Source organism: Vibrio sp. J2-4 (assembly GCF_021728155.1).
Taxonomy (GTDB): domain Bacteria; phylum Pseudomonadota; class Gammaproteobacteria; order Enterobacterales; family Vibrionaceae; genus Vibrio; species Vibrio diabolicus.
The window spans coordinates 808,151-821,099 of sequence record NZ_JAKKCN010000001.1; the positions used below are offsets into that span (position 1 = coordinate 808,151).

Here is a 12,949-nt window from a genome sequence, read left to right on the forward strand (position 1 = left end):
TGGTGGTGCTTAACGAAATAGGTAAGGAAACAGCTTTTTACGTTCTTCCTCTGAAAGGGCGGAAACACGAGCGATGTTCGTATCGGGAATGGATTCAGGATCAGGATAGTGTTTTAGTACCTTTTCCATACTCTCTTCGCGAATCAAATGGAAGATTGGGTAAGGAGAACGATTGGTCAGGTTTTCGTCGTCTTCAGGCCTTGCGCCGCCAAAACAGTAATCAGGATGGAAAGTCGCCACTTGGAAAATACCTTCCCAGTTTTGCTGCTTAATTAGTCCTTCAACCCAATCTATGCAAAAGTTGTAGTCCCAGAAATCTTGTAGCATGTTGGGAACCACAACCAACGTGGTCTCAAGCTGTTCGGGTTCTGTGTTACTCAGCTCAATCAGCTGCAATAAAATATCTTCAAGAAGCGCTGCTTCTTGAGTCGCTTCACTAACAAAGATTTTGATTTGTTTATTACGTTGCGGTTTGGCAGCAAACGGACAAAGGTTGAGTCCGATTACCACATCGTTGAGCCATTGATCGACCTGTTGAGTGATCGCTTCGATATCTGTGTTTTGTGTTGAACGCGTTGACATACGACTTTCTGGTTTTTATTAAAGTAGCCCAAGCATAGCAGAGTTGGTTATCCAAGTAACCAGAGAGGTATTACGCAAATGAGCGTACCTTAGCTACTCTTTAAACTCGCAGCGTCAGGTGTTTGGTCAGTATGCTTTCTTTCGGCAATGTGTTTCAAATACGCAATTGCAGCAAACATTGCTAGGTAGACGGCGCTTCCCCCCAGAAGAACACTCGACCAACCACCATGTTGCCAACAATAAAGAAGTAAGAATCCTCCCAAACTACCGCCTACATAGTAGTGTACTAAGTAGAGCGCTGTCGCGGTGGCTTTGGCGCGAGTGGCATTCTGACCGACCCAACCGTAGGCGAGGGTATGAGTAAAGAAGGCACCAAAACTTATCAGCAACAACCCAGCTAGCATTGCGGTCAGACTCTCAACCGCAGCAATCCACATTCCCGTCATGCTCACTATCGCGCCTAAGAACATACCGAGGATTGATGAATAACGTTTACTCCAGTGGCCTGCGCAACGAGAGGAGAAAGTCCCTCCCAAGTAACAAATAAAGATCAGTGAGGCCAACCCGACGGGCACATTGTGAGGTTCACTCACCAGACGGAAACCCATGACGGAGTAAAGGTTGACGAACAAAGCAAAGTTTAGTCCTCCTATCAGCATCGCGAACCACACGCGTTGGTTTTTAAAATGACCAATAAGCGCACGATTTTGATGGCGCAAGCTGCTTGATGACGGGGTGAAGTTGCGCTGTGTTGGCAATAAATAGTGAACGCCAATGACACCAAGAAGAGTGAACACCATCATAACTTCAATGGCAACATCAACACTGAAATTGTCCGCCAATAAGCCGCCGCTAATACGCCCTGCAATACCGCCTAATGAGTTAGCCGCAATGTACGTTCCAATTGCCATCGAGAAAGCGTGCTTGTCGAGCTCTTCTGCCATGTAAGCCACGGCGACCGCAGCAAAAGCTGCGAGCGCGACACCGATCAGTGCTCGACATACCACCAAAAACAGAAATGAGTCACCAAACAGCATCAAAGCGGAAAGGGTAGGAATCGAAAACAGACCAACCATCATGACTGGCTTTCTTCCCACTGATTCTGACAACACAGCCATTGGAACGAGGCTAAAAGAGAGAGCGAGTGTTGAGGCCGCAAATAACCAGTTCACTTGCGTTTCTGAGATCGTGAAAATTTGAGCAAAAGTGGGCAGCATTGGCTGTAGTAGGTATAAATTTGAAAAAACCAAGAAGGAACCAAGCGCTAGCGAGAGCGTAATGCGTTTGTATTCCGGTGTGCCAAAACTGACCATGAATCCTGCCTAATGTGAGCAAATGGAGAGACTGTGATCAATCTATCAGTTCGTTATAAATTAAAAAAATATATTAAAAATATGGACACCATATATTTTTGATCTAATGGAATCGAAACAACTTAAACATTTTCTGGCGGTCGCTGAACATGGAAATATTACCCATGCGGCGAAAGCCCTGCATATTGCCCAGCCCGCATTAAGCATTTCTATCAAAAAGTTTGAGCAGTCTTTGGGCGTGACCCTATTTCGCCGTGATGATAAAAAAATCAGCTTAACGAAAGAGGGCGAAACGCTACTTATACATGCTAAGCGGGTGATTCAACAGTTGCACGACGCGCAGCTCGCGATTGATGAGTTGAAAGGTTTAGCGAAAGGCGAAGTAAGGCTCGGGACGCCATCAATGATGGGCAGTTATTTCTTTCCACGAATCGTGATGGCGTTTAAAAGCCAGTTCCCGGAGTTAAAATTGACCTTGGTCGAAGCTGGGACTCAATCGATTCGTCGTATGCTGCTTAATGGTCAACTCGATATCGGTGTGATCAGTTGTGATAACGTGCCTGATGACCTAGAAACTGACCATTTATTTACTAGCCAAATGGTCGCAGTTGTTTCTCCTGAGCATGAGTTAGCCCAGCGAGACTCTCTTACTTTTGATGAGTTCTTTGAACACGATTTGGTTATGTTTCAGCATGGCTATTTTCACCGCGAATTTTTGGATCAGGTGAGTGAGGAGCATGGGTTTACCATGAAGTCATCATTCGAGACCAACTTACTGCCTTTGATTTTGAGTATTGTGAAACAAGAGTTTGCGATTACCGCGTTACTGGAATTGGTGACCCAACATGAGTCGGGCGTTGTTGGCTTACCGTTTGAACCACCAGTTACGCTGGATCTGGCACTTGCTTGGCGCAAGCAGGGGTACTTATCAATAGCAGATCGAACGTTTATCGACTTTATCAAGCGCTACGTTTAAACGCAGCGCAGATTCATCGTCCGAGCACTAGTCGCCTTTGTACATCTTCTCGAAGTTCTTTGGGTTCCAGCCAATCATTACCCGATCACCAATTTTTAAAACTGGCACTGAACGAGCACCAAGCGCATCAAGTTCTTTGCGACCGCGTTGCATCTTAGCATTGCACAAACGATAGTTAATATTTTTCGAATCCAGATAACGTTGAGCATCTTTGCAGTGAGGGCATTTGTCTTTGACATAAAGAACGACACGTTTCATTGAATTTCTCTCCATTATCATTGGGAGGCGAAGTTTAACGGCCTTTCGTCATAAATGAAAGGCGAAAGCTAAGGTGAAACTGTCCTTTATCTCAGGTATATTGAGCGCCTTTATTTTGTCATAACAGACGTTAATTCTATGCATCCGTCACTTCGATACATTCAAGGCTACCCACAAAACATCGTAGAGCAGGTGAGCTCATTGATAGCGAGTGGCAAGTTTGTTCCTTGGTTCGAAAAGCGTTATCCCGATAGGCACCAAATCAAAAGCGAAAGGGCGCTCTATGAGTACGCCATGGCAATCAAAAACCGCTACATGAAGAAAGCCGCGCCAATCAGTAAAGTTGTCTACGATAAGAAAATTCACGCGGTAAACAATGCGCTTGGTTTGCACAGTGTTATCAGTAGAAACCATGGCGGTAAGCTGAAGTCGAAAAACGAGATTCGCATTGCCAATGTATTTAAGGATGCGCCCGAGCCACTATTAAGAATGCTGGTGGTACATGAGTTGGCGCATACTCGTGAGAAAAGCCACGACAAGGCGTTCTATCAGCTATGTTGCTACATGGAGCCTGAGTATCACCAACTCGAATTTGATGCTCGTTTGTTTATGATTTACCTCGATTTAAAAGCGAATTTGAATGAAGAACAATAATCACAACGCGAAGCAAGCAAAGCCAAAGACTTCAAAGGCGGCTCAGAATAAAGACGCGAATAAAGCCAAGCCGAAGCGTGTTAAAGACAAAGTTGCGAGCAAATCCCCGCAGCCTGCAGGAAAGAGCGAAGTCGAGTTCATAAAAATAGCGAAGAATGGTTTGCATGAGCGTAATGTTCATCGAGGTCGTTACGATTTTAAAAAACTCGTGGAAAGTGAACCACAGTTAAAGCCATTCGTTATCAAAAATCCGAAAGGGGAATATTCCATAAACTTCTCTGATCCTAACGCTGTCAAAATGCTCAATAAAGCATTGCTTGCTGCGTATTATGGTATCGAGTTCTGGGACATTCCCGACACCTATCTTTGCCCACCGATTCCGGGCCGAGCTGATTACATTCACCGAGTGGCAGAACTACTTGATGGTGAAGTAAAAGGTCAGTACGCGCACCAAAAAGTGAAAGCGTTGGACATTGGCGTGGGAGCAAACTGTATTTATCCGATTGTTGGTGTAACAAAATACGGTTGGCACTATACGGGCAGCGATGTCGATCCAAAATCCATCCAATCGGCTCAAACGATCGTAGAGCACAATCGTGTTTTGACGGGAAAAATTGCACTGGTACAGCAACACAATGATGCCAATATTTATCGAGGTATCATTCAACAGAATGATCGTTATGATGTGACGACATGTAATCCGCCATTCCACCGTTCGGCGGAAGATGCCGCTATGGGCAGCCAGCGTAAAATCGATAATCTAAAAGCAAACCAGCGTAAGAAAGGGCTAAAACCTCAAACCGCACAAGTAAAGACAAGTAAACCTGCGTTGAATTTTGGCGGTCAAAACGCTGAATTGTGGTGTGAAGGCGGAGAAGCGGCGTTTATCCGAAAAATGGCGAATGAAAGCCAAGCTTTTGCCGCGCAGGTCTTGTGGTTTACAACACTCATATCCAAAAAAGACAACGTTCGCCCGATGCGCAAGCAGCTTGAAAAATTGGGTGTGAAAGCCATTCGTGTTGTTGAAATGAGTCAAGGACAGAAAGTGAGCCGCTTTGTAGCTTGGTCATACATGGATAAACAACAGCGCAAAGCATGGATTGAATTAAAGTAACATTGACCGTTTCACACTGAACAATAAAGTAGGAAGCCCGCTGATATCAGCGGGCTTCTATTTTGGGAGATCTAAAACTTAATGATGGGCTCACAATCTAGTGAACTGAGAGAGACAAAAGTATCTGTTTTGGCATAGTACAAGCCACAGGTTTCACCTCTTATCTGCAACGTATATTGGTCTGGAAGATCCGTATAGCTGCCATCCAACAGTTGATTGTTGTTCCCTTTTACTCGTCCTTTTTCAATCAACAAATGCGGTGAGGATTCAAATACGTTATTTGCGATTCTAGGTGCTGGTGTCCCTTGGATTTCTGCGATCGCGTTTTGAATCTCTATGACTGTTTCCGGAGAGTTCTTTTTACTCAATGCTTCAACGGGTTCTTGTGACATAGCTTGGCATCCTATCAAAGAAATCGAAGTGCCTAAGAAAAGCGCAACCCGAATCAGCATTCGTAAAAAGTTAGTTGATCTCAACATGAATTGCCTCTGTTCGTAGCGGAGAGCGAAGATCGCTTAACTCCGGAGATGAAATGTTACGCGGCATGGCGTTGAAACTTGAAGAGGAGACTGGCGGACAGGTTCCAGTTTCCATGTAGTTTAGTGCCGCAGAAAGCATACCTTCAGACGGATCGCCTAATGGTTTTGTTAGGTCGTCATTGACCCAGCAACCTTCCACTCTATTGTTTAAGCCTAGCTCGGTATTGATTTGGCTCTTTGGAGTAGGAATAAAACCATCAGAGAAGTCGCCAAATTTTTTCTCGTTCGCTGACTTGAACTGAATAGTGTAGTACATAGTGCCGCAGTTTTGTTCCGCTGAGAACCCATACGGTTTACCTGTGGTTGTTGAGCCTATTTGGATAACCTCAACATCAATGCCGCGCAAAGCGTTGATCAACAGTTCACTTGAGGAAGCCGTGCCTCCTGAAGTCAGCACATATACGCGCTTTTTGTTCAGTGTCGGCAGCACTTGGTCCGAATACTTTTGTGCTGCCCAGTCTATTGCTAGATTCGTAAAGCGATAGATGTTATCCCCATCTTTAATGGTACGCATCACTTTGTCGTTGTGAATCAACTCACTGAAGACTCGGTTCTGACCAGCACCGCTTAGCATGTAGCCTACTTGCGAGGACTGAAGGACTAAGCCACCGCCGTTGTAACGTAAATCAACGACGATCTCGTCAACATTCTCTGCCGAGAGCGTACTGAACGCCTCAATAAGTGGGGCTTGAGCGCTTGGTTCAAATGAGTTGTATTGTAGATAGCCGATCTGCATACCATTGTGTGCGATCACTTTGGCATTTTTAACTGGAGAAGTCATGACATCAGAGGCGGTAAGCGTCACGGTTTTCTCCAGGCCGTCAACACTCTCAAATGTGAAGGTGTAATCTTGATTGATGTCAGGGTTAAATAGAGTTTTATTAATAAAATCAATGTCGGACTGACTACCGGTGTTAACAACATCAATATTATTGATTTTAAGAAGCTTATCACCGCGAGCAATGCCGTTTCTATCAGCTGGAGAAGCTTCTTCAGTATAGGAGATACGAACGTCTCTAGGTTGTACGCCGCGTAGGAATGCCCAGTTAAAACCAAACCCAGCGACTAAACCAGATTGCGATGACTTCATATCATCTTCATAAGGGACGGTAAAGTGGAAGCGATCTTTCGGTTTACCAGTCGTGGTAGTAGCAGAGGTGACCAATGTGTTGAAGTAATCCGTCACGGTTTTGTAGTTTGCTGGATTATTATCAGGAACTTCGTCATACCAAAGGTAAGTTTCGTTAGTAAAAGCTCTTAAAAAGAGTTTTTCGTGTAAAGCAGAACCTAATTCATCTGGATAGGCGGCATAATTGTTATATGGGTCTCGACCCACTCGTGGGGTTTCACATTGGTTGACAAACGAGCTTGATGGTTGGCTAAAATCACCGGCTTTCCATGTTGGTCCGGTTGCGCTGCTAGTTGACGGAGTAGATGAACCATCACCGCCGCCACCGCCACAACCTTGTAATAATGCGAGAGTGACTGCCGTTGCTAAAGAATACTTAAATTTCACTTTTCTATGTCCTTATAAATAATAGAATTATAATTATCTGTTTTGCTTTTGTTTTTATTAGCTAAGTGAATGTATTAATTTAATTCGTTCGTCTGCAAATTTATATTTAAAGAGTGTGAGGTAAATAACGTAAAAATGTTTATCTTTTATTCTTATAAATCCATTAGTTATTCCTTAAGTTCCTTAGTAGTTTCAGCGTAATAATAAGGAAAAAAACAAAGATGAAATGGAGGGTTCTCTTAGTCGACTAATTGTTGTTTGCTAAATAGAAAGTAAGTTTCGGGACGGGAAACTCTACTTATTAGAGATTTGGTAGGAATAAATGATGCGTTCTAGGTTTGGGGTAAATTTTTAATCTGATGTTTTAATTTATTTTAGTCAATTGGGCGACGTGCTTTAACAGGCTTCCATCAATATCCGGCAAGTCATCTGCGAAAAATATCTGAGCGCCAGGAGTGCAGCGCATTAATATATTTGTTAGTTCACCTTCGTTGTTGGAAGTGTTAACTGCGTTAAGTTTCGCTAATTTATTACAAAGCTCGTCCTCTATTTGCACTTTTTGCTCTTCGGTGAGCCTAATGCGACCCACACACACACCTGGGTTGATGTTATGAGAAAGCGACTCTTGTTGAAATCGCTCTTTGAATAAGGTGTCCAATGCGGTACCTTCTTCCATAATAAATCGACGACCAGAACGGTAAAACAAGCCGTCTCCGAAGTTTTCGACATATCCTAGAATTTCCGCGATACGCAAATAGAATCGTAAGCTTGTATCAGAAAGTCCGTAAGTATGGGCTATCTCTTGCGGTTTAATATCACGAGAAGTCAGCATATAAATAAAATCAAGTAAATAAGGATGCTCAACGAAAAGGGCACTCTCTTCATCTGTTAGCATTTGCTCGTTTTGGTGCTGAAGCTCGTTGGCTAAGGTTGCGAGTTCGATGAGATCGGTATTCAGGTAGTTCAGATAAACAAGTACTTTATCCAAACCTAAAGCAGGATTATGTAGGTGGCGTTTAATACTAGATAAAGGGATGCCACTTTTCTCTGACAAGGAATTATAGCAAAGCCCTTCTTCTTTAATTTTTTGTCGTAGCGCTGCGAGTAAAAACTTTGGTCCAACATTCATCCTTGAATATCACCTTATTCGTTATTCCGTTTACTGGCTGATATTTTGCCTTTCAAGCAGCAGGTTTCGAATCGCTGTGCCTGCTTCTAGAATGTGTTTTTTCAGCAGGTACTTGGCGCCTTCTATATCGCGATTTTGGCACATTTCAAACAAGCTTAAGTGCTCTTCTTCTGCCTTTTTAATGCCTGTTGTGAACAATAGCTGCATACGTATGTATCGGTCACACTTTGTGTTCAAGTTGTAAATGACGTCCATAGTTTCAGGCATGTTGGCTGGCGCATATAGGGCTTTGTGGAACTCGTAGTTGTAGTTGCTCCATTCTTCTACTTCGTCGCCACTGTTCACTACTGACTCGAAACGTTCGCGAACTTCGCGCGCCCGTTCAAGGTCAGCGTCTGTCATATTTTGAATCGCACGCTCTAAAATGTGGCATTCCACGACAGCGCGCAGTTCAAATAGCTCATTGATTTTCTCTGGAGATAGCTCAGTGACCGTCGCACCTTTGTGAGGTTCAAAGCTAACGAGTCCTTGTGCTTCCAATTGAACTAACGCTTCACGCACAGGAATTCGGCTAACATTAAACTCTTTTGCTAACGCATCTTGACGTAAAGGTTGACCAGTTTTTAACTCGCCCTTCAAGATCTGAGTTCGAATTGCTTCCTCAACGAGCTGAGTGCGCGTTTTAAAAACAGGTTTCTGTGACATTGAAGTCTCCCGTGAAATTAATATTGTATCCAATCCATTTTACTTTAGTAGTTTATTGTTTTTCTGGCACAAACCAACTAGGAAAGAAGGTTTTGAGAAGTAGAGTGAAATAAAAGGCATCAGTTGATGCCTTTTTGAGCCATTTGGTGATCTTATTGGGACACACTGCCATCTATGGCGCGTTGAATACCCAGTGGGTTCGACGCTTTTAATGAATCCGGCAATAAAGATTCTGGTAAAGCTTGATAAGCGACGGGACGCAACCAACGATGAATAGCCTCTGCCCCGACAGATGTTGAGGCAGAATTGGTTGAAGCCGGATATGGTCCACCATGAACCATAGCGTAACCAACCTCGACGCCAGTTGGCCAACCGTTGAATACAAGGCGTCCGGCGATTTCTTCCAAACTTGGAAGCAGTTGCTTGGCTTGTTCTTCGTCTTCAGCGGTAGCGTGAAGGGTTGCGGTGAGCGAGCCAGTCAGTGAATCACTCAGTTTCAACATGTCATCGAAATCTTCACAGATTACGATTAACGATTGAGGACCAAATATTTCTTCCTCCCATTGTGGGTTTTTACGCCAGTTTTTACTGTCCGTCACGAACAGTACTGGTGCGACATTGGTCACTTCTGCTTGTTCAGAGCGAGTGACGTTAATGCCTGTTTCGGAAGTTCGCTTATCCACTTCGGATTCATATGTTTCTCGGATTCCTTGCGTTAGCAAAGTGGCCGTTGATTGTTGTCGAATTAACCCTTGAGCGGTTTCGATAAAGGCTTGCGTTTCTGGGCAATTCAAGACAAATACAACGCCTGGTTTTGTACAAAATTGTCCACAGCCCAAAGTCATAGAAGCCACAAATTCTTCAGCCAATGATGCGTTTGCCCGTATGGCTGAAGGGAGAATAAATGTTGGATTAATCGCCCCTAGTTCGCCATAGAAGGGGATTGGCTCTGGTCTTTGCTGGGCTAGATTGAACAGCGCACGGCCACCACCGACTGAACCTGTAAACCCAACCCCTTTAATTTTTGGATGGGTAACGAGTGCTTGGCCAAGTGCACGTTTGTTACCTTGCAATAGCGTGAAGATGGCTTGCGGTAAGCACTCTTTCTCAAGTGCAGCCTCAATACACTCAGCAACAAGTTGACTGGTGCCAGGGTGGGCGGTATGGCCTTTTACAATCACAGGGCAGCCAGCAGCCAGTGCCGAAGCCGTATCACCACCTGCAGTAGAAAATGCGAGCGGAAAATTAGACGCACCAAACACGGCGACAGGGCCAATTGCTATTTGCTGACGACGAATATCTGGTTTCGGCAGTGGTTGACGGTCTGGGTTTGGCGTATCGAAAATTGCTTGATGGTGATTACCCGAGCTCACAACCTCGGCAAATAGTCGTAATTGGTTGGCGGTACGTCCTATTTCACCGCTTAAACGTGCTTCGGGAAGGGCAGTTTCTAAATGAGCACGAGCAACGATTTCTTCACTCTTCACTTCCAATTCAGAGGCGATAGAGCAAAGTAAGCTCGCTCGCTTTGCATTGCTTAGTTGGCGAAACTCACGCGCAACGTTTTGGGCGGCTGAGGCGGCTTGATTAACTTCTTGCTCTCCATGTACCGGAAACGCTGTGGGTAGAGGCTCACCAGTAAAGGTGTTGACTGCGTAAAAAGTGGTTGGTTCTTGTGGGTTCATCATTCTTCCTTACTATCCTTATTACTTCACTTCAAATCCGTACGCATATGGGTCTTCATCGTCTACCCATATCGTGTTGTGACCGTATACTTGTGCCCATCCTTCAATACTTGGCAAAATAGCTGCTTTGCCATTCACTTCGGTAATGCCTTCTATACGTCCTTGAAATAGGCTGCCGATGATACTTTCGTGAACAAAGTCTTCTCCTTGATTGAGTTTGCCTCTTGCATGCCATTGCGCCATGCGTGCACTAGTGCCCGTACCACATGGCGAGCGATCCAACGCTTTGTCGCCGTAAAACACAGCATTTCGAGCGGTGGCGTTTTCTTGAGTGGGCTCTCCGGTCCATAGCACGTGAGAAACACCGCATACTGTTGGATCTTCTGGATGTACGCACTCAACCGCTCGAGATACCGCTTCGCGAACTTTTGGAGAAAGCATCAAAATTTCATCTGGAGAGTAGTGTTCAAGTCCGGCGTAGTTTTCTTGAGGGTCGACGATTACGTAATAGTTTCCGCCATAAGCAACATCGACAGTGAGCTCACCTAAGCCCTCTATGTCCACGGTTACGTCTTGGTGGGCAAGGTAAGCCGGTACGTTAAATATCTTTACCGACGTGACCTTGTCACCTTTTGTTTGGTAGTGCACTTCGATTTGTCCTGCTGGGACATCAAGTATCAAACGGCCTTCTTTTTTGGGAGTGATAAGGCGATTCTCGATAGCGGTAGTGACGGTTCCAATGGTGCCGTGGCCACACATTGGTAAGCAGCCACTGGTTTCAATAAACAGAATAGAAGCGTCTGCGTTATCGCTGCAAGGAGGCAAGACAACGGACCCCGACATCATTGAGTGTCCGCGAGGCTCAAACATGAGTGCCTCGCGAATCCAATCATAATGCTCAAGAAAGTATTGGCGCTTTTCGCTCATGGTATTGCCTTCGAGTGGAGGCACACCGCCTGCGACCAGCCTAACTGGGTTGCCGCAGGTGTGGGCATCAATACAGAAAAAAGTTCCTTGTCTCATTTTTCGCTCCTTGCTGAAAAAATGGTTGAATTAAACAATAGTGATGTTAACGTAATGTAAAATATATTGTATACAATCCACGTTTTCAAGTGTGACTCGGAGCATATTTATGTTGGTCAAGGATGAAACCAAAAAGGAAAGGATCGCCGTGATAGGTGCGGGGATTATCGGCTTATCAATTGGATTGAAGTTGCAGCAGCAAGGTTATCAAGTCACGATTTTTGATCCCAATGGCGTGGGGAATGGATGCTCTAAGGGAAATGCAGGTCATATCGCGACTGAGCAAATCTTCCCTCTTGCAACGCCAGCGCTGTTTCCACAATTACCTAAAATGCTGCTAGATCCCAAAAGTCCGGTTTCGATCCGTTGGCAAGATATTCCAAACACAATCGGGTGGATGATTCGTTTTCTATTACAAACAAAGCCATCAGCCGCGGAGCAGGCAAAAAACGCGATTAAAACTCTTAACGAGCGGTCAGTGGCAAGTTGGCGTGGCGTGCTTGATTCAATCGGAAAAGCGCATCTAATAAAAATGAATGGTTCATTGCTCACTTTTGAAAACGAGAAACTGTTTAAAGACTACCAAAGTACGCTTAACTCACTGGCTAAAAACGGTGTGGCGTATCAAGTTTGGACGCAAGAGGCGATTCGAAAGCGGATACCTGATCTCAGCCATAAGGTTCGTGTCGGAGTCTTTTTTCCCGATACAGGACATACGCTAGACCCTTATCAGATCTGTGTTGAGCTAAGTGAAGCTTTTGAAGCTCTTGGCGGTAAGATTTTACAAAAAGGTGTATCTGCGTTGGAGAAAAATGGTGATGTGTTGGTTGAGTCTCAAACACATTCATTTGACCGAATCATTGTTGCCGCTGGTGTACATTCTAAGCTTTTGATACGGCAACTAACCGGAGTCAAAGTGCCTATTCAAGCCGAGCGTGGTTATCACCTAATGGTGGATGACAAGCGTGATGTATTGCCATTTCCTATTAGCTCTGCCGATAGAAAATTCATCATGACTCCGATGTCAGGTGGGCTACGATTGGCAGGCACTGTTGAGTATGCCGATGTAGAGTCACCGCCCAATATGAAACGTTCAGAAATGCTTTTTCAGTTAGGTGATGAGATGTTTGAATCGGGGTTACATCCACTCAAGCAAGGAGAAAAGTGGATGGGTAATCGGCCTTCAACAGTCGACTCGTTACCGGTTATTGATAGCATTTGGGATGGAAATGTATTACTGGCATTTGGCCACCAACACCTTGGATTAACTCAAGCGGCGATTACGGCAGATCTCCTTTTAGAGCTTATCGAAGGAAAGCCGACATCGATTGATCTTTCACCTTTTTCATTACAACGATTTGCCTGAAAAATTTAATATTAAATATTGTATAAAATATATTAAATGCTAATGTTAACTTAATTTTAACAAAACTGGTATCCAACAGCCGTACTCGG

General features: G+C 44.5%; 13 protein-coding genes. 4 read left to right on the forward strand and 9 right to left on the reverse strand.

What is annotated here, in order from left to right; genetic code table 11:
• Positions 1 to 9 precede the first annotated feature (9 nt).
• Both L3V32_RS03625 and L3V32_RS03630 read right to left on the reverse strand, forming a co-directional pair.
• On the reverse strand, positions 10 to 582 hold the full coding sequence (locus tag L3V32_RS03625; protein ID WP_237283819.1) for a DUF1415 domain-containing protein: 573 nt from the start codon (positions 580 to 582) through the stop codon (positions 10 to 12).
• An 89-nt stretch (positions 583 to 671) separates the two neighbouring features.
• Positions 672 to 1,895 (reverse strand): MFS transporter, encoded by a 1,224-nt coding sequence (locus tag L3V32_RS03630; protein ID WP_237283820.1) that lies wholly within the window; start codon positions 1,893 to 1,895, stop codon positions 672 to 674.
• Between the two features lie 106 nt (positions 1,896 to 2,001).
• Between L3V32_RS03630 and L3V32_RS03635 the strand changes: the two genes are divergently transcribed.
• Positions 2,002 to 2,871, forward strand: coding sequence for a LysR family transcriptional regulator (locus L3V32_RS03635; protein WP_213868416.1), 870 nt, complete (start codon positions 2,002 to 2,004; stop codon positions 2,869 to 2,871).
• 27 nt (positions 2,872 to 2,898) lie between these two features.
• On the opposite strand, the gene L3V32_RS03640 is transcribed toward L3V32_RS03635, so the two are convergent.
• Positions 2,899 to 3,129, reverse strand: coding sequence for a glutaredoxin family protein (locus L3V32_RS03640; protein ID WP_005377871.1), 231 nt, complete (start codon positions 3,127 to 3,129; stop codon positions 2,899 to 2,901).
• 138 nt (positions 3,130 to 3,267) lie between these two features.
• Between L3V32_RS03640 and L3V32_RS03645 the strand changes: the two genes are divergently transcribed.
• Both L3V32_RS03645 and rlmF read left to right on the forward strand, forming a co-directional pair.
• A complete protein-coding gene (locus L3V32_RS03645; protein WP_226421840.1) occupies positions 3,268 to 3,783 on the forward strand; it encodes a YgjP-like metallopeptidase domain-containing protein in 516 nt (171 codons plus the stop codon).
• Positions 3,770 to 4,897: a 23S rRNA (adenine(1618)-N(6))-methyltransferase RlmF gene (gene rlmF / locus L3V32_RS03650; RefSeq protein WP_237283821.1), complete on the forward strand. Its 1,128-nt coding sequence runs from the start codon at positions 3,770 to 3,772 to the stop codon at positions 4,895 to 4,897. Before L3V32_RS03645 ends, rlmF begins: the two co-directional genes overlap by 14 nt.
• A gap of 71 nt (positions 4,898 to 4,968) precedes the next feature.
• On the opposite strand, the gene L3V32_RS03655 is transcribed toward rlmF, so the two are convergent.
• The 6 genes from L3V32_RS03655 to L3V32_RS03680 all read right to left on the reverse strand — a co-directional run bounded on the left by L3V32_RS03655 (position 4,969) and on the right by L3V32_RS03680 (position 11,494).
• On the reverse strand, positions 4,969 to 5,289 hold the full coding sequence (locus tag L3V32_RS03655) for a hypothetical protein (protein ID WP_005397755.1): 321 nt from the start codon (positions 5,287 to 5,289) through the stop codon (positions 4,969 to 4,971).
• A gap of 70 nt (positions 5,290 to 5,359) precedes the next feature.
• Positions 5,360 to 6,952: a S41 family peptidase gene (locus tag L3V32_RS03660; RefSeq protein ID WP_134646779.1), complete on the reverse strand. Its 1,593-nt coding sequence runs from the start codon at positions 6,950 to 6,952 to the stop codon at positions 5,360 to 5,362.
• Positions 6,953 to 7,316: 364 nt separating this feature from the next.
• Positions 7,317 to 8,081 carry a transcriptional regulator gene (locus tag L3V32_RS03665; protein WP_139060185.1) on the reverse strand — a complete coding sequence of 255 codons (765 nt, stop codon included), beginning with the start codon at positions 8,079 to 8,081 and terminating at the stop codon, positions 7,317 to 7,319.
• A 30-nt stretch (positions 8,082 to 8,111) separates the two neighbouring features.
• Positions 8,112 to 8,786: a GntR family transcriptional regulator gene (locus L3V32_RS03670; protein WP_005377862.1), complete on the reverse strand. Its 675-nt coding sequence runs from the start codon at positions 8,784 to 8,786 to the stop codon at positions 8,112 to 8,114.
• Positions 8,787 to 8,938: 152 nt separating this feature from the next.
• Complete coding sequence (locus tag L3V32_RS03675) at positions 8,939 to 10,471, reverse strand: aldehyde dehydrogenase (NADP(+)) (protein ID WP_237283943.1); 1,533 nt, start codon at positions 10,469 to 10,471, stop codon at positions 8,939 to 8,941.
• A 21-nt stretch (positions 10,472 to 10,492) separates the two neighbouring features.
• Complete coding sequence (locus L3V32_RS03680; RefSeq protein WP_046874857.1) at positions 10,493 to 11,494, reverse strand: 4-hydroxyproline epimerase; 1,002 nt, start codon at positions 11,492 to 11,494, stop codon at positions 10,493 to 10,495.
• Between the two features lie 109 nt (positions 11,495 to 11,603).
• On the opposite strand from L3V32_RS03680, the gene L3V32_RS03685 reads away from it, so the two are divergent.
• Positions 11,604 to 12,860, forward strand: a complete 1,257-nt coding sequence (locus tag L3V32_RS03685; RefSeq protein WP_237283822.1) for an FAD-binding oxidoreductase — start codon at positions 11,604 to 11,606, stop codon at positions 12,858 to 12,860.
• Positions 12,861 to 12,949: the final 89 nt, after the last annotated feature.

Excerpts from the sequence above, each read along its gene's own strand:
- L3V32_RS03685 (WP_237283822.1), top strand. The coding sequence starts at position 11,604 with ATGTTGGTCAAGGATGAAACCAAAAAGGAAAGGATCGCCGTGATAGGT.
- L3V32_RS03655 (WP_005397755.1), bottom strand. The coding sequence starts at position 5,289 with ATGTCACAAGAACCCGTTGAAGCATTGAGTAAAAAGAACTCTCCGGAA.
- L3V32_RS03635 (WP_213868416.1), top strand. The coding sequence starts at position 2,002 with ATGGAATCGAAACAACTTAAACATTTTCTGGCGGTCGCTGAACATGGA.
- L3V32_RS03680 (WP_046874857.1), bottom strand. The coding sequence starts at position 11,494 with ATGAGACAAGGAACTTTTTTCTGTATTGATGCCCACACCTGCGGCAAC.
- L3V32_RS03625 (WP_237283819.1), bottom strand. The coding sequence starts at position 582 with ATGTCAACGCGTTCAACACAAAACACAGATATCGAAGCGATCACTCAA.
- L3V32_RS03640 (WP_005377871.1), bottom strand. The coding sequence starts at position 3,129 with ATGAAACGTGTCGTTCTTTATGTCAAAGACAAATGCCCTCACTGCAAA.
- L3V32_RS03665 (WP_139060185.1), bottom strand. The coding sequence starts at position 8,081 with ATGAATGTTGGACCAAAGTTTTTACTCGCAGCGCTACGACAAAAAATT.
- L3V32_RS03675 (WP_237283943.1), bottom strand. The coding sequence starts at position 10,471 with ATGAACCCACAAGAACCAACCACTTTTTACGCAGTCAACACCTTTACT.
- L3V32_RS03670 (WP_005377862.1), bottom strand. The coding sequence starts at position 8,786 with ATGTCACAGAAACCTGTTTTTAAAACGCGCACTCAGCTCGTTGAGGAA.
- L3V32_RS03630 (WP_237283820.1), bottom strand. The coding sequence starts at position 1,895 with ATGGTCAGTTTTGGCACACCGGAATACAAACGCATTACGCTCTCGCTA.
- L3V32_RS03645 (WP_226421840.1), top strand. The coding sequence starts at position 3,268 with ATGCATCCGTCACTTCGATACATTCAAGGCTACCCACAAAACATCGTA.
- rlmF (WP_237283821.1), top strand. The coding sequence starts at position 3,770 with ATGAAGAACAATAATCACAACGCGAAGCAAGCAAAGCCAAAGACTTCA.